23 protein-coding genes are annotated in these 24533 nt (G+C 32.4%); 19 read left to right on the top strand and 4 right to left on the bottom strand.

The annotated features are described in order from the left end of the window. The first annotated feature begins 3 nt into the window (after nucleotides 1-3). From B2U95_RS14600 to B2U95_RS14590, 3 genes are all read left to right on the top strand, one after another. Nucleotides 4-456, top strand: a complete 453-nt coding sequence (locus B2U95_RS14600; RefSeq protein WP_296317423.1) for a hypothetical protein — start codon at nucleotides 4-6, stop codon at nucleotides 454-456. A 19-nt stretch (nucleotides 457-475) separates the two neighbouring features. Then, nucleotides 476-1756 carry an FAD-dependent oxidoreductase gene (locus tag B2U95_RS14595; protein WP_296317421.1) on the top strand — a complete coding sequence of 427 codons (1281 nt, stop codon included), beginning with the start codon at nucleotides 476-478 and terminating at the stop codon, nucleotides 1754-1756. Between the two features lie 73 nt (nucleotides 1757-1829). Further along, nucleotides 1830-2192 carry a DoxX family protein gene (locus B2U95_RS14590; protein WP_296317419.1) on the top strand — a complete coding sequence of 121 codons (363 nt, stop codon included), beginning with the start codon at nucleotides 1830-1832 and terminating at the stop codon, nucleotides 2190-2192. 4 nt (nucleotides 2193-2196) lie between these two features. On the opposite strand, the gene B2U95_RS14585 is transcribed toward B2U95_RS14590, so the two are convergent. Further along, the gene (locus B2U95_RS14585; RefSeq protein WP_296317418.1) at nucleotides 2197-2556 is read right to left on the bottom strand and encodes a DoxX family protein; all 360 of its coding nucleotides are present in this window, start codon (nucleotides 2554-2556) and stop codon (nucleotides 2197-2199) included. 184 nt (nucleotides 2557-2740) lie between these two features. Further along, nucleotides 2741-2923 (bottom strand): hypothetical protein, encoded by a 183-nt coding sequence (locus B2U95_RS14580; RefSeq protein WP_296317415.1) that lies wholly within the window; start codon nucleotides 2921-2923, stop codon nucleotides 2741-2743. A 22-nt stretch (nucleotides 2924-2945) separates the two neighbouring features. On the opposite strand from B2U95_RS14580, the gene B2U95_RS14575 reads away from it, so the two are divergent. The 3 genes from B2U95_RS14575 to B2U95_RS14565 all read left to right on the top strand — a co-directional run bounded on the left by B2U95_RS14575 (nucleotide 2946) and on the right by B2U95_RS14565 (nucleotide 4378). Then, nucleotides 2946-3401, top strand: a complete 456-nt coding sequence (locus B2U95_RS14575; protein WP_296317413.1) for a cold-shock protein — start codon at nucleotides 2946-2948, stop codon at nucleotides 3399-3401. A gap of 69 nt (nucleotides 3402-3470) precedes the next feature. Next, the gene (locus tag B2U95_RS14570; protein WP_296317412.1) at nucleotides 3471-3908 is read left to right on the top strand and encodes a DUF1801 domain-containing protein; all 438 of its coding nucleotides are present in this window, start codon (nucleotides 3471-3473) and stop codon (nucleotides 3906-3908) included. A gap of 2 nt (nucleotides 3909-3910) precedes the next feature. Next, complete coding sequence (locus B2U95_RS14565) at nucleotides 3911-4378, top strand: GyrI-like domain-containing protein (protein ID WP_296317410.1); 468 nt, start codon at nucleotides 3911-3913, stop codon at nucleotides 4376-4378. Here the strand turns inward: B2U95_RS14565 and B2U95_RS14560 are convergent. After that, a complete protein-coding gene (locus B2U95_RS14560; RefSeq protein ID WP_296317408.1) occupies nucleotides 4368-6605 on the bottom strand; it encodes a DNA topoisomerase 3 in 2238 nt (745 codons plus the stop codon). The genes B2U95_RS14565 and B2U95_RS14560 overlap by 11 nt on opposite strands. Before the next feature lie 60 nt (nucleotides 6606-6665). After that, on the bottom strand, nucleotides 6666-7589 hold the full coding sequence (locus tag B2U95_RS14555; protein ID WP_296317406.1) for a M23 family metallopeptidase: 924 nt from the start codon (nucleotides 7587-7589) through the stop codon (nucleotides 6666-6668). Between the two features lie 162 nt (nucleotides 7590-7751). Between B2U95_RS14555 and B2U95_RS14550 the strand changes: the two genes are divergently transcribed. The 13 genes from B2U95_RS14550 to B2U95_RS16325 form a co-directional block, all read left to right on the top strand. Beyond that, on the top strand, nucleotides 7752-9305 hold the full coding sequence (locus B2U95_RS14550) for a DEAD/DEAH box helicase (protein WP_296317404.1): 1554 nt from the start codon (nucleotides 7752-7754) through the stop codon (nucleotides 9303-9305). 89 nt (nucleotides 9306-9394) lie between these two features. Beyond that, entirely contained in the window at nucleotides 9395-9844 is a 450-nt protein-coding gene (locus B2U95_RS14545) for a KTSC domain-containing protein (protein ID WP_296317402.1), read from the top strand. Nucleotides 9845-9873: 29 nt separating this feature from the next. Further along, nucleotides 9874-11424: an SDR family NAD(P)-dependent oxidoreductase gene (locus tag B2U95_RS14540; RefSeq protein ID WP_296317400.1), complete on the top strand. Its 1551-nt coding sequence runs from the start codon at nucleotides 9874-9876 to the stop codon at nucleotides 11422-11424. Between the two features lie 92 nt (nucleotides 11425-11516). Continuing rightward, nucleotides 11517-12506, top strand: a complete 990-nt coding sequence (gene lpxD / locus B2U95_RS14535; protein WP_296317398.1) for a UDP-3-O-(3-hydroxymyristoyl)glucosamine N-acyltransferase — start codon at nucleotides 11517-11519, stop codon at nucleotides 12504-12506. A gap of 392 nt (nucleotides 12507-12898) precedes the next feature. Further along, on the top strand, nucleotides 12899-13090 hold the full coding sequence (locus tag B2U95_RS14530) for a cold-shock protein (RefSeq protein WP_296317396.1): 192 nt from the start codon (nucleotides 12899-12901) through the stop codon (nucleotides 13088-13090). A gap of 187 nt (nucleotides 13091-13277) precedes the next feature. Continuing rightward, nucleotides 13278-16769: a T9SS type A sorting domain-containing protein gene (locus B2U95_RS14525; protein WP_296317394.1), complete on the top strand. Its 3492-nt coding sequence runs from the start codon at nucleotides 13278-13280 to the stop codon at nucleotides 16767-16769. Between the two features lie 434 nt (nucleotides 16770-17203). Continuing rightward, nucleotides 17204-18343, top strand: coding sequence for a hypothetical protein (locus B2U95_RS14520; RefSeq protein WP_296317393.1), 1140 nt, complete (start codon nucleotides 17204-17206; stop codon nucleotides 18341-18343). Nucleotides 18344-18430: 87 nt separating this feature from the next. Next, nucleotides 18431-20257: an adenylate/guanylate cyclase domain-containing protein gene (locus B2U95_RS14515; protein ID WP_296317391.1), complete on the top strand. Its 1827-nt coding sequence runs from the start codon at nucleotides 18431-18433 to the stop codon at nucleotides 20255-20257. A 15-nt stretch (nucleotides 20258-20272) separates the two neighbouring features. Continuing rightward, entirely contained in the window at nucleotides 20273-20779 is a 507-nt protein-coding gene (locus B2U95_RS14510) for a Pycsar system effector family protein (protein ID WP_296317388.1), read from the top strand. Nucleotides 20780-20854: 75 nt separating this feature from the next. Next, entirely contained in the window at nucleotides 20855-21568 is a 714-nt protein-coding gene (locus tag B2U95_RS14505) for a DUF6090 family protein (protein ID WP_296317387.1), read from the top strand. After that, nucleotides 21568-22299 (top strand): hypothetical protein, encoded by a 732-nt coding sequence (locus B2U95_RS14500; protein ID WP_296317385.1) that lies wholly within the window; start codon nucleotides 21568-21570, stop codon nucleotides 22297-22299. The genes B2U95_RS14505 and B2U95_RS14500 overlap by 1 nt, the downstream gene beginning before the upstream one ends. Before the next feature lie 39 nt (nucleotides 22300-22338). Next, entirely contained in the window at nucleotides 22339-23796 is a 1458-nt protein-coding gene (locus B2U95_RS14495; RefSeq protein ID WP_296317383.1) for a transporter substrate-binding domain-containing protein, read from the top strand. 641 nt (nucleotides 23797-24437) lie between these two features. Beyond that, nucleotides 24438-24533: HYC_CC_PP family protein (locus B2U95_RS16325; RefSeq protein ID WP_414727683.1), on the top strand; the 96-nt coding region annotated here is incomplete at its 3' end.

Here is a 24533-nt window from a genome sequence, read left to right as displayed (position 1 = left end):
AAGATGAAAAAAATTGTATGTATAATAGTTTGTGCTTTATTCACCACTTATGGTATTGCACAAAATAAACAAACTCAGAAAGCATCATTTCAATTATCATATAATAATTTAAAATCTTTAGTTCAATCTAAAGCGTATAAGTTCACTGGCAATTTTGTTTATAATAATAAGAACAGAGAGAAGCTCGAGAACAATACCAATACTATTGTTGTTAATCGTAATGAAGCTTCATGCAATATAACATCGCTGTCTTTTGAAAATAAAAAAATAGAGACAAATGGACCCATGCAAAATTACAATGTCAAATTTGATGATGAAAAACAAGCTATAGCTATTAATTTTAAAATAGGTAATAATGAAATTTATTTGGACATAAAACCAAATGGCAATACGTTTTTAACAGCAAAATCGAGTGTTATAAATATCATGCAAGTTGGTGAATTAATAAAACTATAAATTGTTTTAGGATTTAATTATGAATCGTAAGGATTACAAAATTCATATCATTGGTGCTGGCGTTGCTGGCTTAATTGCAGCTAAAACATTAGAATCTGCCGGATATAAACCTACCATAATAGAAGCAACAGATAGAGTAGGTGGGCGCGTTAAAACAGATATTGAAAAAAGGTATCAGTTAGACCATGGTTTTCAGGTATTATTAAACGCCTATCCTTATGCAAAAAAACATTTAGATTTTGATGCTTTACAATTACAGACTCTTAAGTCTGGAGCTGCAATATTCTTAAACGGAAAGATGGAAACTATTGGTGATCCATTAAGGGATTTTAGTTTTTTATTATCTACGATGACATCTTCCGTCGGAACATTAACAGATAAAATAAAAATACTAAAACTTAATACTGTCCTTAAAAAGAAAACATTAGAATCTATTTTCAGAGAAGAAGAAACAACTACTTTAGACTATTTAAAAGAAAAAGGGTTTTCAGATAAAATCATTTCCAATTTCTTTAAACCCTTTTTCTCGGGGATTTTTTTAGAACCAGAATTGAGAACATCTAGCAGAATGTTTGAGTTTGTTTACAAAATGTTTGGAGATGGATTAGCAGTTGTACCAAAAGATGGTATAGAAGCTATTTCTAAACAACTAAAAAGTCAACTAAAAACTACTGAATTCTTATTTAACAAAAAGATTAAGCAGGTAAATGACTCTAGTATTCAATTAGAAGATGGCACTACTGTTAAAACTCAATTTACAATTATAGCAACAGCACCAGATAAGTTTATTGCAAATCTTAATAATCAGCAGCAAAATTGGAAATCGTGTTATAACCTTTATTTTGAGGTAATAAAGCGAACAATTAAAAACCCTATTATTGGGTTAATTGCTGATAATGATGCTTTAATAAATAATATTTTCTTTGTGAGTAGTTTGCAAACAAAAGAGAAAGGAGTCGAAGAATTATTATCTGTTACAGTTGTTAAAGATCATACTTTATCGGAGTTAGAATTAGTAAAAAAGGTTGAAGAAGAGTTGAAGACCTATTGTAATATTCAAGTCAAAACATTCGTCAAATGTTATCATATTAAGAATGCCTTACCTGACTTAGATAGTTTGCAATACGATATCTCTCCCACAGAAACGCAATTAAAACCAACCATCTTTATAGCAGGTGATTACTTGCTTAATGGGTCATTAAATGCAGCTATGATTTCTGGAGAACGTGCTGCCGAAGGTGTTATAAAATCTTTAGAAGATGGTGTGTTGGTTGAAAACTTAACTTCAGAATATATTTAGTGGGTTAATTATATAAGCTTTCAATATTTTAACTTCAGATTTTTTTAGTAAATTACATTTAAAATAAAATATAATGGAATATTTTAATATTGCTTTAAAGTTAATTGTTGGCTTAAGTCTTCTCAATGTCTGGCTAATTCAGAATAAAAAACCAACAAAATGGAGAGGAGGAAATGCGCAAACATTAAATGAAGAGTTTAGCGTATATGGTCTAAACACTACAATGCTCTATGTTGTAGGTTTTTTTAAAGTCGGGTGTTCTTTAACCCTATTAGCTTCTATTTATTGGATTGAATTAGAATATTATTCTGCTTTAGTTCTAGCAGTATTGCTAACAGGTTCCATTATAATGCATATTAAAATTAGCGACCCTTTATTTAAGTCATTTCCAGCAGCACTATTTTTAGTTTTATGTTTAGTTATTGCATTAGTATAATTTATTAACTAATCATTAGAAAAAAACGGTAACATAGATAAAGATTGAGTAGTGCAAAAATGAGTGATGGTGCAGATTCGAAGAAACCATCTTTTATTTTAAGACGTACTGAAAACCCTAAAAACATCAATATAGTTAACCCTAGACTAGCAGAAAATGCTAATTCTGTAGCTAAGTAAAGACCTGTTAAAAGACCTATACCTCCTAACAGCTGTAATACACCAGTTAGGACTCTTCTGTGTGGAAGGCCATAACGCTCAAATTCTAGTCTTACCCTTCTACTTTTAAAACAACTAAGGCCGTAATAGATGAATGAAACACCAGAAATAAGGCTTAATATTAATACAATATTATCATTTGTCATAGAATATAAATATAACTAATTAAAGTGATTTGTTTAGTTTTAAGTCATGTAAACTGTAACAACTTTTCTTTAATTTTATATTGAAAGCACAATAGTAAACGCCACGTTTAAACATAATGAACTACACCGTTTTTAATCTTAATATTAATGTGTTAAAATTAATTGATACAAAAAGGCAGGTCTATTAAAATTTATAGACTCCTGTACTGTTTATAATTAAAATAGAAATTGTATATTTGCTCCGCTTAAACGAAGATATATCGCAAAAATAGCTTGTTCTAAAGTTATTCTTCCAAGGTTTTTCAACACTAATTATTGTTTTAGGATAGCGTGTTTCTAAATCTTCAATATTTTCTTTGGCATGCATATATTAATATTTAAAACAACGAATGGGTAAATCACAACAGACTTTTAGTAAAAGTGAAAAAGAAAAAAAGAGATTAAAAAAACGAGAAGATAAGCGTAAGAAAATGGATGCGCGTAAGCTTGATAGAGATGAAAATGGTTCAGGAGGAATTCCTATAGCATATGTAGATCACGATGGGAATTTAACAGATACTCCACCAGATCCAACTATGAAGATTAAGGTTAAAGCGAAGAACATAGTTCTTGGTATTCCAACAAAAGAAGAAAGCGACGAAGTTTTCGATCCAATAAGAAATGGGAAAGTATCGTTTTACGACAATTCTAAAGGTTTCGGATTTATAATTGATCTTGATACAAACGAAAAGCACTTTACGCATGTCAGTGGTATTATTGATGATATAGCTGAAAACGATAAAGTGACGTTTGAATTAGAAAAAGGACAGCGTGGTATGAATGCTGTTAAAGTAAAACAAGCTTAAACACACATACTTCATAAATATATAACCATCTTAATTTAGTTTAGGGTGGTTTTTTTATACCTTTAATTTATGAGCTTAGGACAAGAGTTACACACAGACTTTCTTTATTATCTAAAGCATAAGAATCAAGATCTTATAGATTTATATCTCCAGCTAAGGGATTATATATTAGAGGCATATCCAAATGCAACAGAGCTCTTGTACCCTACACATGCCTTAACATCAGTATATTCATTATCTGAAAAACTAGGTGATATATTTTGTGTGATTCCAATCTATACTAATCATTTAAATCTTGGACTTAATAAAGGTACCTTATTATCAGATCCAAAGTATCTATTAAAAGGAACGGGTAAATTGATAAGACATACTCCAATTACAAGCACTAAATCTTTTGATAACGATGCTTTAAAAGGTTTAGTTAAAGAGGCTATTATATTACCTCAAAATGAATCAAAACATTCTAAGCCTATAGACTTTAAAATGATTTTAAAAATTAAACGTTAATAATGAAACCTAAGCTTATATATATCTCAGAAAAAAGAATCATTGGAATGAAAAGTAGCATGTATCATAATGAATATGGAAATATCATAAAGCTATGGAAACGATTTATGCCAAGCAAAAATAAGATTGAGAATATTTTAAATAAAGACTTCATTGCACTTCAAACTTATAGCGATTTCAATGATTTTGAAAAACCTTTTGATATTTGGGCATGTGTGGGAGTTTCAAATTTAGAAACTATTCCCAAAGAAATGAAAGGTTTTACAATACCTGAAGGTGAATATGCTGTGTTTCTTCATAAAGGGATGGATACATTAAAAGCCTATCAACAAATTATGACCGAATGGTTACCTAATTCTGGTTTTAAGGTAGATGATAGACCACACTTTCAAGTTATGGGTGAGAAATATAAGAATGGAAGCCCAGATTCAGAAGAAGATTTTTACATTCCAATTACTCCTAAAAACTAACACGATAATCACAACCAACTTTATAATTACTACAACCAAAAGCAGCTTTTCCTTTTAGTAATTTACCAGTTTTACATTTAGGACAAGTATCACCAGCTGACACCTTTTTAGCTTTCGTTTGTTTAAGTTCTAGTTTTAATTTATAATGAGCATCAAAACGCAATAAGCCTTCTAAAATTTGTCCATCAATCTTAAAACCTTTTAAGTTAACTGTAGAACCTTTACTTAATAGACGCACATACTGATTTTCAGATATTTTTTTATCACCAAAACTAAATGGTAAGGTAAATTCACAAGATTTACCATAAAGCGTGCAACCATAAGCAGATTTCCCTTTTAAAAGGTCACCAGATTTACATTTAGGGCAAGTGCTGCCAACTATTTTTAGAGATGGAGCATTCGATGTCAGTTTTGTTTTAGTCTTACCAATAGGTTTATTGTTTACGGCAGAGATACGTGTTTGTACTTTTTCGCTTCTCACTTCATAAACCAAAGCGTCAACCATCCGTTTCATACCTTTTATAAAAGCACCAGCGCTAAATTCGCCTTTCTCAATATCTTTTAATTGTTTTTCCCAAGAGCCTGTGAGTTCAGCAGATTTCAGTAACTCATTTTTTATGGTGTCAATTAATTGAATCCCTGTAACCGTCGGAATTAATTGCTTCTTATTACGCTTAACATATTTTCGTCTAAAAAGCGTTTCAATAATATTAGCACGTGTCGACGGGCGACCAATACCATTTTCCTTCATTAGATCTCTTAATTCGTCATCATCAACTTGTTTGCCTGCGGTTTCCATAGCACGCAAAAGAGAAGCTTCTGTAAACTGATTCGGTGGTTTGGTTTGTTTCTCTAAAAACGAAGGTTTATGAGGTCCTTTTTCACCTTTAACAAACGTTGGCAACATTATATCTTTTATAGTATTGGACGAACTTGTAACATCTTTGTTTTCGAAAACCACACGCCAACCTTTAGACAAAATCTCTTTTCCTGTGGTTTTAAAATTCACATCTGCAGCTTTTCCTATTACCGTAGTGTTAGAGACTTTACAATCATCATAAAAAACACCAATAAAACGTTTTACGATAATATCATAAACTCGTTGCTCATTGTATTGTAGATGTATTTGCATTCCGGTCGGAATAATAGCGTGGTGATCTGTTACTTTTTTATCATTAAAAACTTTAGAAGATTTCTTAATTTTTTTATTTAATAGAGGTGATGTAAGTACTGAGTAATCTGTTAGTTTAGAAAGTATGCCTTTTACTTTAGGATACACATCATAGGGTAAAAATGTAGTATCAACTCTCGGATATGTTACCGCCTTTTTTTCATATAGTTTTTGTGCAATCTTTAACGTATCATCTGCTGAAAATCCAAACTTAGTATTGCAATACACTTGTAATCCTGTAAGATCAAAAAGTTTAGGAGCATATTCTGTACCTTTCTTTTTAGTTATAGATACAATTTCAAACTCATGTTCCTTAACCTTGTTAGCTAAAACTTCACCATCTTCCATTTTAAGAAAACGACCTTCTTCATAACTAAAAAGTGTATCTCGATATAATGTTTGTAATTCCCAATAGGGTTGTGGCTTAAAATTTTCAATCTCTTTAAAACGATTCACTAACATCGCTAATGTTGGAGTTTGTACGCGTCCTACAGACAGAACTTGTTTATAACCACCGTGTTTTACTGTATATAATCGTGTAGCATTTATACCTAAAAGCCAATCACCAATAGATCTCGAAAAACCAGCATAATATAGGTTATCGTAATCTTTAGATGATTTCAAATTTTTAAAACCTTCTTTAATCGCTTCTGTCGTTAAAGATGAAATCCATAACCGTTGTACTTCACCTTTATAATTGGCTTCGTTTATAACCCAACGTTGAATTAATTCTCCTTCTTGGCCAGCATCACCACAATTAATTACAAGTTCAGCTTTATCAAATAAGCTTTTTACTATTTTAAATTGCTTTTTTATACCATCATTATTAGAAACCTTAACCCGAAATTTATCAGGAAGCATGGGTAAATTATTTAAGTCCCAACTTTTCCAATACGGTTTATAATCTACGGGTTCAAATAATGTACAGAGATGGCCAAAGGTGTAAGTTACTGCATAACCATTACCTTCAAAGTAACCATCACGTTTAGTGGTTGCTCCTAATACAGCTGCAATTTCTCTTGCAACACTTGGTTTTTCGGCAATACAGACTTTCAAATTAAATAAGAATTTAGTAAGTGCAAATTACTGAAATTTATAGTTTGAAGCGCAAACTATTTAGAGTTCTAAAACTAATTTTTGACCTATTTTTAGTGTAGATGTCTTTCTTATAGCATTTGTTTTGCAAATAGCAGAAATAGAAACATTGTTTTTTTGAGAAATACGAGACAATGTATCTCCTCCTCTAACAACATAAACTTTGCGTTGCTTTACTAAGCTCGCTAAAGCCTCTGCTTTGGTTTGATAAGTATCTATATTTTTTAGACGCTTAGAATTATGATAAACGGGTTGCGTCCATTTTTTGGTTACCCAAAGTTCTTTAGCACGTATAGTATTAGCTTCAGAGAAATCAAACAAATAATCAGGATGAATATACACACCTTTATAACTTACAACAAGATGTAAGTGGCTTCCTCTAGAATTCCCTGTATTACCACCTTTACCAAGATATTGTCCTTTAGCTAATGTATCATTGGCTTTAACTCCAATATCAGATAAATGTGCGTATGTTGTTTCTAAACCATTATAATGACGAATTACAACGGTTTTGCCATGACCACGACTGTATCTCGCAAAACGTACAATCCCTTCTAGAATGGTTACGACACTGTCTCCGGTTACTAAATCTATATCAATACCTTTATGTGGTTTACCGCGTCGCCAACCATAGCGAGACGTAATCACTTTTTTAAATGGAATAGGAGACGAGTAAGTAGAATCGTTAAATGTTATTTTTAAGGGAAATTTTAAGGCAACAGATTTGTAAGGATTATAGTTTAAAGTATCCCAATATTCACCTTTAATATTAACTTTTAGAATTGTTTTATAAACCACAGGAATTTCAACTTCCTCTGTAACATTGCCTTTAATGAAGCTTGTTATAGGTAATTTTATCTTAATTGAATTAGCGAGGGAATCATCTTGTGCATTAATTAATAACGTGGTACAAACTAAAGCAAGACAGAAAAGGGGGTATTTCATTAAATGATTATCATTTTCAGATTTCTAACGCAAATATAAAATTATTATTGTTTCATTAGAAACGTTCAAATAATAAAAGGGTTCAATTAACTTTTGATGCTTTTTTTATGCTGCAAAGTGTTGTAATTTTGCAACTTAAATAAAATCTACGAAAACATATTTATGTCGCAAACAAATCAAGTTATTCAAGAAAAGAAAACTGATAAAGAATTATACGATTACCAACAAGGAGCTATAAATAAGATTTTTGAAAAATTTGATAATGCACCAGATGATTATCACTTATTATATCAGCTACCAACAGGTGGTGGTAAAACAGTGATTTTCTCTGAAATGGTGCGTCAATATCTTAAAAATCATAATAAAAAGGTGTTAGTAATGACGCACCGTGTTGAGCTTTGTAACCAAACTTCTAAAATGTTGACGAGCTTTGGTGTAACTAATAAAGTGGTTAATAGTAAAGCAAACTTAGACGACCAAGCAGATTATTCTTGTTTTGTGGCAATGGTTGAGACCTTAAATAATCGTTTGAATGATGATATGCTTGATATCTCAGATGTTGGCTTAGTGATTATTGATGAAGCGCATTACAATTCATTTACTAAACTTTTTAAATTCTTTGAAAAATCTTTCGTGTTAGGGGTTACTGCGACACCATTGAGCTCTAACAAAGAGTTACCAATGAAAGATAACTATGATGAGTTAATTACAGGAGAAACCATAGAAAACCTTATTGAAAATGAGTTTTTAGCACGTGCCGAAACTTATGCATATGACATGGGATTAACGTCTTTAGAGGTGGGTTCTAATGGTGATTACACAGTGAAATCTTCAGAGGATTTATACTCTAGTCCTGCCATGTTACAAAAACTTGTAGATGCCTATAAAAAACATTCATTGGGCAAAAAAGCACTTATCTTTAATAACGGAATTAATACCTCTATAAATGTGTATTATGCCTTTAAAGAAGCTGATTTACCGATTATGCACTTGGATAATACAGCGACTAAAAAGCAGCGAAAACAAATTTTACAATGGTTTCACGAAACACCAGATGCTATTTTAACATCTGTAAGTATTTTAACAACAGGTTTTGATGAGCCGACTATTGATACAATAATTTTAAATAGAGCAACGAAATCATTAACCCTTTACTATCAGATGATTGGTAGAGGTTCTCGTATTTTAAATAACAAACCTTATTTTACCACTATAGATCTAGGAAACAACCTTTACAGATTCGGACCTTGGGGAGCAGACTTAGATTGGCAACTCATCTTTAAATCACCGAATTGGTATGCAGATCGTATTAAGAGTGACGATATTATTGAGTCTACTTTTAAGCACGATTTATCTGATGAAGTTAAAGAAGAGTTTTCAAAATCTGAAGACACCTATTTTGATATTAAACAAACTTATAAAGATGCCGTAGCAAAGGGTGAATCTTCTAAAGTTGTTTTAGAAAGATCCATAGAGCAACACGCTAAAATTTGTATAGAGAATAGTGAAGATATTTATGATGCTATTATTTTAGCGAAGCTCCTAAAAGATGATACTAACCAACGTATAGAAACCTATGCAAAATGCATCAGTAAAAGCACTTATAATTTCTTAAAATGGTTGAAGGATGATTATCAGAAGAAGCTAAATTCTTATTTGCGTGCTAATTTTGATGAAAAATTTGAGGAAATACACGGTCATCCGCCTGAGGACTAGGTGTTTTTAGAGGTTTGTATTTGTGAAAATTAATTAACATTTTTATTGTAAAATAGCGTAATTTCGCGCCTTAATTCAAAGCACACATAATGAAGCGCATTAAACAATACAAAACACTATTTTCTATAGAAGGTTCAATAGATTTAAAAGCCTTAAAAAAAACCTATAGAAATTTAGTAAAAGAATGGCATCCAGATAAATTTCAAGATGGTGATGTTGGTCAAGAAGAAGCCGAATTAAAAAGTGTTGAAATTATTGATGGGTATCATTTTTTAGTAAGTATTGCTCCAGAAACTAAGGCTGCTAATTTAGCAGAATACACAGAAATTATAACGAATTCTAGTATTCAAGATTTTCAGCATAAAGGCTTACAGCTAGAAATTACATTTTTAGATGGCAGTACTTATGAATATTTTGGAGTGCCTAAAGGTGTATTTATCAAGTTTCTGAATTCAGATAAACAAATGCGATTTGCTAGACGTAGTATCTTTAATTCATATTTATACAGAAAATCTAAGAAAGAACTTCAGGAGGCCTAGTCCACATAGAAGGTATTTCATTTATAGTTATGAGTAACGACACTACAAACCAATCTAAAGACATCTCACCAGAAGAGATTGAAAAGTGCATCATCATTTTAGAACGGTTAGTTGCAAATACAGATCAGATTTTTGAAATTCCAAAACCACAACGTACAGCACTTATAACTGCATCCGGACAATTATCGCGTCCAAGTAGAGAAGAGTTTTCTCGTCGAAAAAAAGATGCTAAAAAAGCTGCAAAAAGAAAACAAGCGGCACGCGATAAAAATGCACGTAAGGTCACTGGTATTCGTAGTGCAAGAGAAGCACATATATTCGTGGCGCCCAAGCTTCTGCCTGAGGCTGATTTAAAGGCCAAAGAACAATTAGAATTAGAGTCTGCTCGTAACTGTTACGTTTGTAAAACTTTATTTACCAAGCTTCATCATTTTTATGACACCATGTGCACAGAATGTGGTGATTTTAATTATGCCAAGCGTTTTCAAACAGCTGATGTTAAAGGGCAAGTTGCTGTTATTACAGGCTCGCGATTAAAAATAGGATATCATATTACATTAATGTTATTACGTGGAGGTGCGACTGTTATTGCGACAACACGTTTCCCTGTAGATTCAGCCTTACGATTTTCACAAGAAGATGACTTTACAGAATGGGGCCATCGTTTAAAAATTCATGGTTTAGATTTAAGACATATTCCGAGTGTAGAAATCTTTTGTAATTTTATAGAACAACGTTACGATAAATTAGATATTCTTATCAATAATGCGGCACAAACTGTAAGACGACCAGCTGGTTTTTACAGTCATTTAATGCAAAATGAAGAACGGCCAATAGAAGCATTGCCAAAGTTTGCTAGAGATGTACTAAACGATCATACCGAATGTTTAGATGAGTTAAAGCAACTTACTTCTGGTGCATCTTCTAATAAAAACATGCCTGTAACATGGCACGGACCAGAACCTGGTATCGGCTTACGGTCGTCTGCTAAACTTTCTCAAATCCCATATAGTTTCGATAATACTTTGGTGGCTCAAGAAGTATTTCCTGAAGGTGAACTCGATGCTGATTTACAACAAGTAGACTTAAGAAAAACAAATAGTTGGAGGTTAAAGTTAGGTGAGATAGAAACTACAGAAATGATTGAAGTTCAATTAGTTAACTCAGTAGCTCCATTTGTTCTTTGTAACCGTTTATCTGAAGTGATGAAAAAAGACAACACAGGTCAAAAACATATTATTAATGTGTCTGCGATGGAAGGGAAGTTCCACTCATTCTTTAAAGAAGACCGTCATCCGCACACCAATATGGCTAAAGCTGCTTTAAATATGTTAACGCACACTGCAGCAGGTAGTTTAGCTAAAGATGGTATCTACATGAATGCTGTTGATACAGGTTGGGTAACAGACGAAGATCCTGCTGAATTAGCAAAACGGAAGCAGGAGTTACACGATTTTCAGCCACCACTAGACATTGTAGATGGTGCTGCACGCGTAATGGATCCACTTTTTGATGGTATTAACACAGGTAAACATTGGTGTGGTAAATTCTTAAAAGATTACCGTCCAATAAGTTGGTAAATTTCTATTCGTATCTATTCCAAAGATAATTTCAATTTAAAATTTTTAACAGTATCTTGTATGTCTATTAACTTATAGATATTAAAGTACGAATGAAATCATTTACTATTCAAGAAATTAACGCCATGCTACATGGTGAAATCGTTGGAAATACGACTCAAAATATAGAAGGCTTAGAAGAAATTAAAAAGGCTAATACTAGCCACGCCACATTTATAGGAAGTAGAAAATATGCTGGCCTTTGGGCAGACTCTAAAGCATCTTTAGCCATTATTAATGACAACATAGATTTAGAACCTGGCGAAAACCGTGTATTAATTAAAGTGAAAAACGCAGATTTGGCTATGGCTAAATTATTAGATGTGTTTACGCTAGACGCACCACATTTCTCTTCAGAAATTCATCCTTCAGCCACTGTAGATGCTTCAGTAAAAATTGGAAACGGAACTAAAATAGGTGCAGGCTGTTATATTGGTAAAGATGTTGTATTGGGTGAAAATGTTACGTTATATCCTAATGTGACTATTTTAGATGAAACAACTATAGGCAATCATACTACTGTGTGGTCGGGAACTGTGATAAGAGAGCGCAGTGTTATAGGTAGTTATTGTATTTTTCATACCAATGTAAGTATTGGAGCAGATGGTTTTGGATACCGTCCAAGTGACGACGGTAGAGGTTTAGTTAAAATTCCACATATAGGTAATGTTGTTATCGGTAATGCTGTAGAAATAGGTGCGAATTCTTGTGTAGATCGTGCTAAGTTCAGTTCTACAATATTAGGAGATGGCTGTAAGATAGATAATCTTGTGCAGATTGCTCATAATTGTGTACTTGGACGTTCTTGTATTATGGCTGGGAGTAGTGGATTAGCTGGTTCTGTAACCTTAGGAGATGGTGTTATTATTGGTGGTAGTGCATCTATTAAAGATCACACAACAATTCATTCTGGTGCAACCGTTGGTGCTGGATCTGGTGTAATGAAAGATGTCGCAGCTGGAAAAACAGTATTAGGTTATCCTGCAGTAGATTCTAGAGAAATGCTAAAACAATGGGTGGCGCTAAGGAAATTAGCGAGATAACAAATTGTATTAAAACCTAAATTTTATTTGCGTTTTTTAACTTTTCGTTTTAAACGAAGTAAGCCTGAAGCTATAACTGTCTGATTTTGCATCTAAAATAACAGATGGTCTGTAATCGCTTGAAACTAATAACCAATAAGAGAGACTGTTGATCTAATTAAATAAAGAGAAATTTGTATCCATAATTCTTAAGCTTTAATAGAAATAGAGGCATATCTCAAAAGCAAAATTATTCTCAAAATAAGAGTTACATAAATTAGTAGCTTATAGATGACGATTTTATCGACGTATCGTTTTAAAGTATTAATAAATCTGTTATTTGACGGTATTTAATTTTTGGCACACTTGTTGGATACTACTAAGTAATTAATAACAATAAATTATATTACATTATGAGTACAGGAACAGTAAAATTCTTCAACGACGCTAAAGGCTTCGGATTTATAACAGAAGAAGGTTCAAACAAAGAACATTTCGTTCACATTTCTGGATTGACTGACGAAATTCGCGAAGGCGATACCGTTGAATTCGATCTTACAGAAGGTAAAAAAGGATTAAACGCAGTAAACGTAAAAGTTATCTAATATATCGCTTAACCTAAGTTAAAGAAGTCCATCACAATGTGATGGACTTTTTTGATTGTAATAGTTTTATTTTCAAAAGAATTTTAAAATATAGTGGTTTTATTGCGGGATTTTTGATCTATAATTGGTTTATATATACTAGTAGATATAATTATTTGAGCTAAATTGTAGAATTAAAAAACTTGCTATGTTAAAAAACGTCGTTTTTATTTTATTTTTTATTAGTGCATTTTCATTTTCACAAACAAGCTACCCAATTAAAAGTGGGGCGCTTTATAAAAAAGCTCCAGAATGGGCTAAAGTAATGTATAGTGAAAATCCGAATGTGAATACTGTAGATAATCTTTACAAGACGTATTATAAAGACAATTCTTTTGTGAAATCATATCATACGCAATTTTATAAACGCTGGAGAAAAGCTATAAACAACTTTATAAATGATGAGGGGTTCTATGACGTAGAAAAAAAAATAAAACTTAGAAACCTTCTAGATAGGAGGAAATCTAATGCTTTGTTACAACAGAAGCGTGTATCTGGAAATTGGTCTATACTTGGTCCGTTTCAAAATTTTCGTGAAGGTGGTGCTGTATTAAGCGGAGCACAAGCGAATGTTTATTCTGTAGGTCAGTGTGCTGCCTCTCCTAATGTGCTGTATTGCGGAACTGAGAATGGAGAAGTCTATAAAACAAATGATGGTGGCGATAATTGGATTAATGTATCCTTATCACTTGTGACCTCATTAGCGCCACAAGTCGTATTGGCAAATGCAGGAGTTGCAGCATTAGCAGTACATCCCACGAATTCAGATATTGTATATATTGGTTCTGGTAGTGAAATTTTAAAGACTACAAATGGTGGCAATACATGGTCAGTTGTATTTGATAGTACTATTACTTTATCTGGTTATATTGAAAATCCTGCTGAAATATTCATCAATCCTGTTAATCCTCAGATTGTATTAGTAGCAAGCAAAGCAGGTATGCATCGTACTATAAATGGTGGTGTTAGTTGGACTCAAACTTTAAATTTTGAATGCTTTGACGTCAAGGCAAAATCTGATAATCCTAATATATTATATACTGTTAGACGAAATGAAGCGACAAATACACATCAATTTTTAACTTCAGTAGATTCTGGTATTACATGGACACCGCAAACTACAGGTTGGTATAATTCTACTAATTCAAGTCGTACTGTTGTCGGAGCAAGAATTGCAGTAAGTGCTGCAGATTCGAATCGTATTTATGCCTATCTTATTGGTGATTCTAAACCTGGTGATAATGGATTTATAGGCATATATAGAAGTAATGATGGTGGAATATCTTGGGTTAATACGATGAGTTATGATGGTTCACCGTATACAGATCCTGGGCATCCAAATCTTATATCTTCTAGCCCAGTAACCAATGGCTTCAGTTTTAATCAAGGCTTTTATAATTGTGCTATGATGGCTTCAAATACAAATCCTGATGAAATATTAGTAGGAGGCATAGGTATGTGGCGCTCTACAGATGGTGGCCAAACCTTTAGTTGTATTTATAATTATGGTTGTGGTGATTACAATCCTATGCATGTAGACATGCAAGATTTTAGGGCCTTTGGCAATGAGTATTGGGCAAGTACAGATGGTGGTGTCTATAAATCAATGGATTTGTTTGGTTCACAACCAGAATTTAAAATGAATGGTGTTCATGGTGTTGATTTTTGGGGTTTTGATTCTGGATGGAATAATGATTTACTCATAGGTGGTACATTTCATAATGGAGTAGATGTGTATTATGAAGGATTTCCAAGTGGTGCCTTTTTAGACTTAGGAGGCGGAGAACCCGCTTCTGGATATGTTAATCCTGGTAATGATCTGCGTATTTATTCATCAAATATTGGAAGTAAAATTATACCTCAAGCTATTGATGGTGCTATTCTTAACGCGTCAATAGAAATGTTACCAACTGAAAGTCCTTGGTTTGCAGAATCATCGGAAATGGAGTTTCATCCTAGTTCTTATAACATTGTCTACTTAGGAAACGACAATCAGTTATTTAAAAGCACAAATGGTGGTACAAGTTTTTCATCTATGTTCACTGCAGCTACTAACGATCAAGTCTTAGATATTGAAATTTCACGTTCAAACACAGAAACCATGTATATCGTTGTGCGTAAAGAATTTGGCAATGCGGCTATAGTTAAAACCACAGATGATTGGCAAACAAACACAACTATTAGCTTGCCTAGCACTGGAGGAAGTTTAGCGTTAATAAGTTTAGATCCAGAAAACGATCAAATTATTTGGGTAGCATATGCTAGAGGAAATGATGGTAGCAAAGTTTTTAAATCTATTAATGGTGGTACATCATGGACCAATGAAACTTCAAGTGAATTAAATGCGCAAAACATTCAATCTATAGTTACTATAGGAGGTACAGATGGAGGAGTATATGTTGGTACAAGCGCATCTGTGTATTATAAAAATAATACCATGGCATCTTGGGCCATTGATAATTTAAATTTACCAGCTACGATAGGAACAAGTGCTTTAAAACCTTTTTATAGAGATGGCAAAATACGATTGGCAAGTTATGGCAAAGGTATTTGGGAAAGTCCTTTGTATGAAGCGCCAAGTAGACCTGTTGCCAATATCATGGTCGATAAGTTTAGTGCATCTTGTACAGAAGACATATTTTATTTTGATGATTATTCTATGTTAAATCATACAGGAGCAACCTGGGATTGGACATTCGAAAATGGAAATATTACGACCTCTAATTTACGAAATCCTGAAGTGACATTTACAATGATTGGCAGTCATATAGTAACATTAACAGTTACAAATGCAGCAGGTATCTCTGCAAGTGATTCTATAACGATAGATATAGAAGCATTAAGTACTACAGAATTAGAAGAAGATTTTGAAGTTCAATTTGTACCAGAAGGTTGGTCTCAAGAATCTTCGGGTAATTTCTCTTGGACTTATAGTACAAATGTTGGTGGTTTTGGATTAAGTACGAGTTGTATGATGGTAAATAATTATATTATTTCAGAAGAAGGGGAGACCTGCGATATTATTGCACCATTAAATATGTCTGCAACCAATACAGAAGATGCAATACTAAGCTTTGATGTTGCTTATGCCCAATACTCAGATGTTTATTCCGATGGCTTAGAAGTACAAGTATCCATAGATTGCGGTGCAACATATTCTACAGTGTATAGTAAATTTGGTACTGTGCTTGCTACTGCAGCAGATACGACAGTAGAGTTTGTTCCTGCAGATGATGAATGGAGAACAGAAACTATTGACCTAACAGCATTTATAGGTTCAGACACTGTAAATATAAAATTTAGGAATATAAATGGTTTTGGTCAACCGATTTTTATAGATAATATAAATCTTGGTAGTGAGGCCTTAAGTGTTGAAGAACAGGGTTATGAATCCATACTATTATATCCAAACCCAGTATCTAGTGATGCTGCGATTACTGTTAAAAGTCCTACGGATGATTCTATTAGATTTTCGTTATATAGTATCCAAGGGAAACAAATAGCGCAGATTAAGACTGAAGCCAATAGTGAGATTCCATTAGTACAATGGCAATTAAGTACAGGTGTCTATTTATATACTATACGGTCTAAAAATAGGATACAAAAAGGTAAGCTTATTGTTACTAGTGGTAGAAACTAAGTTATAAAAAAGTCCATCACAATATGATGGGCTTTTTTTTATGCTTATAAATTAATGAATTTTAAGGTTATTTATCTAAGAGTAAATTAGTTATTAATTATTAATATTTGGTTTTTAAGACAATAATATGTAATTTTAAACTATTCCTTTCCTAAGAACACTACCTTAATTTATTGTTATCCCTAATTTACCAGAGCATGTTTTTATACCGTTTTTAGGTATAAAAGTTTCTATGGGTTAGTGCTGTAGAACTATCTCACTGCTTATTGTATGCTTTAGATAAAGCCATATGATAACACATTATAGTATACCAAAAGAAAAAATTCAATACTATAGAAATAGGCATTATTTCTAGAACATCAGTTTCTTATAGCCATAACATAATTCGCTTACTCCCTACAATTAGCTATTAATCAATAAAAACTTTAAAAATCATGAGTACAGCAAAAGATACTAATGTAACTGTAACTGTAGATACAGATGCCATTACAGAACTTAACAAAAATTTAATGGTCGCATTTTCGGATGATATGGGAGATCCTGATGGACTTCTAGGTGATCCTGAACACTACGTTTCGTCAGTGTACAAAAATCAGATGATAACTTGGACTGTCGTCGCTAAAAATGGTATGACACCAGTATTCTTTCAAAATGTGAAAAAAGATGGTGGTTCTGCATTAATGAATCAGTTTGGTCGCGGTAATGGACATAATAAGTTTAAAGCGAATATAAAGAATGATAAATCCATTAATGAAGGAGATACCGAGAGTTATACGATTACAATAGGGCTTAATGGATATGAGGGTATTGCTGGTAATAATGAAAATGGTCCTATTGTTTATGTAGGTCAAAAGGTAGCTTATATGAGTAGTTATCAAAAAAATATTTGGCATGCAATTAATGATGCGCCTTTTGAAATAGAAGGTGTTGCCGGTGAAAACTCTTTAGGTGCTATTGTCTATTCTGGAAATAGAGTTGCCTACATGAATAATTATGCTAAAAATGTATGGCAAGAGACTGCTCTTGCACCTTTTAATATTGAAGGTATTACTGGTGACAATGCGAACGGAGTTATAATATACTCAGGTAATAGAGTTGCTTATATGAATAGTTATGCTGACAATAAATGGCATGAAGTTAACAATGCTCCTTTTGTAATTGAGGGTATAGCAGGCGAAAATTCAGGCGGTGCTATAGTTTATTCAGGAAAACAAGTCGCTTATATGAATAACTATGCCAACAATGTATGGCATTTAGTTGCTTTGGCACCATTTGTTATTGAAGGTATTGCAGGTAATAATGCGAAAGGACCTGTTGTATACTCTGGTGCAAAAGTAGCATTTATGAATAATTATAGCAATAATGTTTGGAAATCGGTTGCAGATGCTCCATTTGTTATTGAAGGTATTGCAGGTAACAACACTAAAGGTCCAGTTGTTTGTTCTGGCCCGCAAGTGGAAAAAATGAGTAACTATCAAGCTAATATTTGGGCAAATGTAGCCCCTATACCTTTTAAGACTAGAAGTTTCACTATTGATCCGAAACTACAAGTACGTAAAAGGCCTCAATCGTAAATTAATTATGAAGTATTATTTATGTGTAAATATTTAAAATTTTATATTAAAAAGCAGTCAATTTTATTATTGTGCTGCTTTTTGTTTTTGTTCAGCTATCAAAAAGGATTATGTCAAGATGATAGTGAGCTAAATCAAGAAGTTGTAGATGATTTAAAACAAGAGTATAAAACCACTTTTAATAAAAAAGACATTATAATTTTACTTGCACAGATTGTACAGAACGAAACGAATCCAGAGGAGAAATTATTTTATGCTCAAACTTTAATAGAAGAAGCAGGAAGCTCAGCTAACAATAGACTTTTCAAAAAAGAGGTTGTTTTGGATTACCGCATTATAGGTTTTTTACAGAAAGGAAATGCTTTGCAGTTAAAAGGTGAATTTCATGAAGCAATAGAAGCTTTTTCTAAATGTAATGAATTAGCTATTGAGAATAAAGATTTTAAATTTTCAGGTACTTTATTAAGGTCTATTGCAGATACTTATTCAATGCTAGGTAATTCCGAAAGTGCAGAAAAATATTATGATGAAGCTATAACATATTCGAGAAGTATTAATGATGAAATCGGTTTGGCATCCGCATTATTAAACGCTGGTGATGAATACTATAAAACCGGACAATACGACAAAGCTTTATTAAATTTCGCAGAATCAGGAAAACTATTTGAGCTATTAGATTACCCTGTTGGTAAAGCCTATAATAAAGGGAATACAGGTATGGTTTATGCAGAACAAGGTAAGCATGACTTAGCAAAAGAAAACATTAATGCGGCAATTAAAATCCTCGAAGAAGTTGAAGATTATTATCCAATCTCTGTTTTTCTTAATTCAATGTCAGATATTTATGTGGCTCAAAAAGATTACGACGCTGCATTTAATTATACTAATAGAAGTTTAAAACTTGCAGAAAGATATCATTTAAAAGACCAAATAAGTGACGCTAATTTACAATTGTCTCAACTATTAGAAAGATCTGGCAATACATCTGAAGCTTTAGGCCGCTATAAAACTCATATTATCTACAGAGATAGCGTCGTGAATTTAGAAAACGTAGAAAAGTCTATGAATTTTGAAGTGGCTAAAAGAGAACTCGAGGCAGAAAATGCAGAAAATGAAACAGCTAAAGGCATTCTACGAGAAGAAAATTTATTACAAAAAGGAAAAACTAACCGCATTATATTATTAGCAACCGTTGGTGTTTTATTTTTAATTGGTTTGTTAGCCTTTGGCTTATTTAAACGGAACAAGTTTGTGAGAGCTACTAATAAAATTATAACGTTAGAGAGAGAGCGATCCGACAAGTTATTACTCAATATTTTACCAGAGGAAACAGCGCAAGAACTTAAAGATAATGGCAGAGTAAAAGCTAAAAAATACCCATCGACTACAGTTCTGTTTTCAGATTTCAAAGGCTTTACGAGTTATGCCGAGAATCTATCTCCTGAAAAGTTGGTAGAAACCATAGATCATTATTTCTCTAAGTTCGATTTAATTATGGAAAAGTATGGTTTAGAAAAAATTAAAACCATTGGTGATGCGTATATGGCTGTTGGTGGTTTGAGTTTAGATAGTATTGACCAGGCAAAAGAAATGGTATTAGCTGCCAAAGAAATGAATGATTTTGTGGCTAATGCCAAACTAGATGATATAACAACAGCAGCATTTGATATTAGAATTGGTATTAATACAGGACCTGTAGTAGCAGGTGTTGTAGGTACTAAAAAGTTCGCCTACGATATTTGGGGAGATGCTGTAAATATTGCATCGCGTATGGAAAGCAATTCAGAAGCAGGACGTATTAATATTTCTGAAAACACTTACCAAATCGTAAAGTCTGAATTTGACTGTGAATATAGAGGTGAAATTGAAGTAAAAAATAGAGGTTACATGAAAATGTATTTTGTAAATTGTTAACTTAATAATTCATCAATGGCACAAGATCCAAATAATTATTGGGAACAGTTAGAACGCTTAGAAAAACTCATAAGAGCATCAGAATTAAAAGCTGGTATAGTATTTTCATTTCACAGTCTAATTTTAGGACTCTTTGCAGATCGTATAGAGCGTTTTAGAGAGGTCTTTGTGGACAATACAGTATTATTAATATTACTAGTTTGCTGGCTTACTTTAGTAGCCATTTCTATTTTTTATTGTTTTAGATGTTTTAAACCACAAATAGAATTAAGCTATAATAAAAATGTCTTTTTCTTTAGAGATGCTGTAAACAAATTTGGAGATACGGATCAGTACACTACAGAATTAATAAAAGTATGTGGTTCTGAAAAGGAATTATATAAATTACTGGCTGAACAAATACACACTGAGAGTAAGATTATAAATCTTAAGTTTAAAAATGTCCGTAAATCAATCTTGTTTTTTGCATTAAGCTTTCTATTTATAATATTGACAACATTATATTGGATTTTATTTGCTTAAATCCTAGAGCAAACTATTTATCTTAAACGGAATATAAATAGTTTTAAAACAATAATAATTTTATATTTTCTTCTCATGAGATTCTTCAGTAAGTCCCGTTTTCAGTTACTAAGAGGTACACAAACACGAAAATATTTAACCTATGCCATTGGCGAGATTGTACTTGTAGTTATTGGTATATTAATTGCCTTAGCTATTAACGATTGGAAACAACAAAAGGGAGACCAGAGCGAATTAAATCGCATCATTACTGTCATTGAAGCAGATTTTAAAAGCGACTTAAAAGAAACAAAAAATGCTATAAAAACTTTGAACCCTGCACAAAAGCTTATCAAAAAAATGCTCTATAGACCTAAATTTAAAGATTCGATAAGAAATTGTGTAGACTGTAGATATATCTTAGCAAGAAGCTATATCATTAATTTTAAATCTAAAGGACAAGAATTGTTATCTAATTATAACAAAGATCTGAAGACCAAAAATAAATATGTCGATTCTATTTTGAGCTTTTATGAAATTTATAGCAAAGATGAATTTCAATTTAAAAATAAGCTTATACTAGAAGAGGTTGTCAATAATATGGAATACTTACGCGATAATTACGATTGGTATTCAGACTATATTACTAAAGGGAAATGTGAAGAAAATTGTCTTAATTATTTTGAAAGTCCTAATTATATTAATCGGCTAGCTTATTTTGAATTATTTTATAATGACTTTTTATTAGATATTGAAGACTACAAAGCAGGTTTACAGAAAACACTAGGCTTTTTAAATAATAGATATTAATGAAAATTTTCAACAAAATACGTAGCGAAATGCTCAAAGAAAAACGCTTTACCAACTATATCGCTTATGCCATTGGCGAGATTATACTTGTTGTTGTTGGTATTCTCATAGCTTTATGGCTTAATAATTGGAATAAAGAACAACAAATTACAGATACCAATAATAACTTACAAAATAGGGTACTGGTGCAATTAGAAAAAGATATTAGGGACATAGATAAATTTAGAAATGAACTAGATACTTTAGATAATGTGTACTTAAAAACACTAGGGCGTAAGTATGATAAAATTAAAGTAGATGATGGCAGTTTAATTTCTACCATATTATTTGATGTCAAAGATTTAGGACTAGACAAGCAAAACGTGAATTGGATAGATAATGCAGTATTAGATAATTCTGAAGCTTCTGAAAGTCTAGTGTATCTCAGTAGTCTCTATAAATTGTATTTTAAAAATATAGACGATATTGAAAAAATCATCTATGAAAAGTTTACTACAAATCTTGCATATCTCGAATCTACACAACCCTGGTATACCATGCTAATTACCGATTTTAGATGCGAGAATGATTGTATAAACTATTTGCTGTATGACGAAGGTCATAAAGCCAGAATAGCATCCTTACGATTTTTATATATGAATGGTTATGGTGATTTAGTAAAAGGGTTTTATTCTGATCTTATGCGCTATAAGAAAAAACTAGAACGCTTAATGGAAGATGCTGCGGCATAATTATGCTTATTCAAATATCCTTATATTTGGTATTAAGAGATGACTAAATTTAAATACTTCTTATTAGTCCTAATTGCGCTTCAAATAATTTCTTGCGAACAGCGCGAAAAATTAAAAGTGGCCAATGAAGACGACCTCTATGATAGCATTGTCGCTAATTCAGTAGACCGAGACTTAGATGATATCACAGAAGATGGCGTTTTAAGAGCTTTAGTGGTTTATAGTAGCACCAGTTATTTCTTGTACAGAGGTCAGGCGATGGGATTTGAATATGAAATTTTAGAGCGCCTTGCAGACCATCTCAATCTAAAACTAGAAATTATAATATCTGATGATTTAGACGCTCAATTTGAAGTCTTAAATAGAGGTGATGTAGACCTGATTGCTCATGGCATGACCATCACCAATCAACGCAAGCGGGAAGTTGATTTTACAGAATATTTATACCTTACCAAGCAAGTACTGGTGCAAAAAAAACCAGATAACCATTTAAAAATGTCATGGAAAACACTAGAAAATCAACTCATACATGACCCTTTAGAATTAATTGACGATACGGTATCCATTCGAAAAAATTCGGCCTACCACGAACGGTTAATGAGTTTATCAAACGAAATAGGAGGGACCATTGTTATTGATACCCTGAGTAGCCAGCTATCTACCGCTGAGATTATGGATATGGTGGCAGATGGCACTATTAAATACACGATAGCTGATGAAAACCTCGCCAATATAAATGCCTCTAACAATTCGATTTTAAATATTGATGTTCCTATTTCGCTATCACAACGTATTGCTTGGGTCACTCGAAAAAAGTCTAAGAACTTCCGAATGGTCATTAATAACTGGATTAAAACGGAACGGAAAAAGACGGATTATCGTGTTATTTATAATAAATATTTTAAAAATAGAAGGTCTTTTAAACGCAGAATACGAAGTGACTATTATAGTTTAACGAATAATCAAATAAGTAAATATGACGACCTTATAAAGACCTATGCCAACAACATAGACATGGACTGGAGATTGATAGCATCACAGGTCTACCAGGAGTCTCGATTTGATCCTAGTGCAGAATCATGGGCAGGTGCTTCAGGGTTAATGCAAGTTATGCCTGCAACGGCTGTTTCCTTGGGTATTAAAGATCTATCAGATCCTAAGGAAAGTCTGCGAGGAGGTACAGCTTATTTAAACCTTATGCATTCTTATTTCGATAAAGTTCCTGATAGTTTAGACCGAATTAAATTGGCATTGGCGTCATTTAACTGTGGTTATGGACATGTGCAAGATGCACAGCGTTTAGCAGAAGTAAATGGTTTAGATCCAATGATCTGGTCCGATAATGTTGAAAACATGCTATTGGCATTGCGTTTTCCGAAAAATTATAACAAAGCTGTTGTAAAACATGGCTATGTGCGTGGCTCAGAACCTGTTAATTATATACAACAGATCTTTGAGCGCTATAATCATTACAAGCAATTTATTACTTTGGAGTAAGCATCTAGAGGTGTTATGTATCCCAGGGAAGATTAAACTTGTATTTTACATAATATAAATTATAGGACATTTATAAAATCCTATAATTTGACGTTATGTAAAATTGCTTTAACTATAAAAGCATAGGTCTTATTGCATTTCTTTTTCCTTAAATTATGTAAATACCTGTATCCAACTAAAACCATCCACTGGATGCAATGGCGCTCATTCGCTATATTTTAGACTATTTAGCGTTAAGGAAATGTACAGTGTACATTTTTAGCTAAATACGATTAGAAACGAACATTTAGTAAAGTGTTGTATACAAACCGTAAGGTTCACGAATTCCTTATTATATAATAAATTTACCATGAGTAAATCCAATCATCCAAAGGGTAATTGTATTTGTATAGCCTAAAATATCTACGCTCACTTCGCCTATTGTTTAAACCAAAATTTTATGAGGCCAAGCCTAAACATTGAAGTTCTATTTTACATAATAACAGCATATATAACTATTTTGGAGCGTAAACTTCAATAGTAATTCTACTCTATTTAAGCTACTATTTCTAAAAATAGTACTTATAAAGTGTTGTCGCAATCTGTAAATTAACAAGATATTATCAAAAAGATCTTTTAAATTTCTACCTTTGATAATTGATATGAAGCAAGTATTCCATAAAATAATGTCTTTTGCAATGGCTTTTGTAGTGTTATTCTCTACAATGTCGTTTACAATAAACATGCATTATTGTGGA

Origin of the sequence: Winogradskyella sp. UBA3174 (genome assembly GCF_002364335.1) — a bacterium.
GTDB lineage: Bacteria > Bacteroidota > Bacteroidia > Flavobacteriales > Flavobacteriaceae > Winogradskyella.
Note: the sequence above shows the minus strand (reverse complement) of the source record. Positions and strands in the feature narration are given on the sequence as shown.

Excerpts from the sequence above, each read along its gene's own strand:
- B2U95_RS14520 (WP_296317393.1), top strand. The coding sequence starts at position 17,204 with ATGAGTACAGCAAAAGATACTAATGTAACTGTAACTGTAGATACAGAT.
- B2U95_RS14505 (WP_296317387.1), top strand. The coding sequence starts at position 20,855 with ATGAGATTCTTCAGTAAGTCCCGTTTTCAGTTACTAAGAGGTACACAA.
- B2U95_RS14570 (WP_296317412.1), top strand. The coding sequence starts at position 3,471 with ATGAGCTTAGGACAAGAGTTACACACAGACTTTCTTTATTATCTAAAG.
- B2U95_RS14555 (WP_296317406.1), bottom strand. The coding sequence starts at position 7,589 with ATGAAATACCCCCTTTTCTGTCTTGCTTTAGTTTGTACCACGTTATTA.
- B2U95_RS14545 (WP_296317402.1), top strand. The coding sequence starts at position 9,395 with ATGAAGCGCATTAAACAATACAAAACACTATTTTCTATAGAAGGTTCA.
- lpxD (WP_296317398.1), top strand. The coding sequence starts at position 11,517 with ATGAAATCATTTACTATTCAAGAAATTAACGCCATGCTACATGGTGAA.
- B2U95_RS14500 (WP_296317385.1), top strand. The coding sequence starts at position 21,568 with ATGAAAATTTTCAACAAAATACGTAGCGAAATGCTCAAAGAAAAACGC.
- B2U95_RS14565 (WP_296317410.1), top strand. The coding sequence starts at position 3,911 with ATGAAACCTAAGCTTATATATATCTCAGAAAAAAGAATCATTGGAATG.
- B2U95_RS14530 (WP_296317396.1), top strand. The coding sequence starts at position 12,899 with ATGAGTACAGGAACAGTAAAATTCTTCAACGACGCTAAAGGCTTCGGA.
- B2U95_RS14595 (WP_296317421.1), top strand. The coding sequence starts at position 476 with ATGAATCGTAAGGATTACAAAATTCATATCATTGGTGCTGGCGTTGCT.
- B2U95_RS14540 (WP_296317400.1), top strand. The coding sequence starts at position 9,874 with ATGAGTAACGACACTACAAACCAATCTAAAGACATCTCACCAGAAGAG.
- B2U95_RS14550 (WP_296317404.1), top strand. The coding sequence starts at position 7,752 with ATGTCGCAAACAAATCAAGTTATTCAAGAAAAGAAAACTGATAAAGAA.
- B2U95_RS14575 (WP_296317413.1), top strand. The coding sequence starts at position 2,946 with ATGGGTAAATCACAACAGACTTTTAGTAAAAGTGAAAAAGAAAAAAAG.
- B2U95_RS14585 (WP_296317418.1), bottom strand. The coding sequence starts at position 2,556 with ATGACAAATGATAATATTGTATTAATATTAAGCCTTATTTCTGGTGTT.
- B2U95_RS14600 (WP_296317423.1), top strand. The coding sequence starts at position 4 with ATGAAAAAAATTGTATGTATAATAGTTTGTGCTTTATTCACCACTTAT.
- B2U95_RS14510 (WP_296317388.1), top strand. The coding sequence starts at position 20,273 with ATGGCACAAGATCCAAATAATTATTGGGAACAGTTAGAACGCTTAGAA.
- B2U95_RS14525 (WP_296317394.1), top strand. The coding sequence starts at position 13,278 with ATGTTAAAAAACGTCGTTTTTATTTTATTTTTTATTAGTGCATTTTCA.
- B2U95_RS14590 (WP_296317419.1), top strand. The coding sequence starts at position 1,830 with ATGGAATATTTTAATATTGCTTTAAAGTTAATTGTTGGCTTAAGTCTT.
- B2U95_RS14495 (WP_296317383.1), top strand. The coding sequence starts at position 22,339 with ATGACTAAATTTAAATACTTCTTATTAGTCCTAATTGCGCTTCAAATA.
- B2U95_RS14580 (WP_296317415.1), bottom strand. The coding sequence starts at position 2,923 with ATGCATGCCAAAGAAAATATTGAAGATTTAGAAACACGCTATCCTAAA.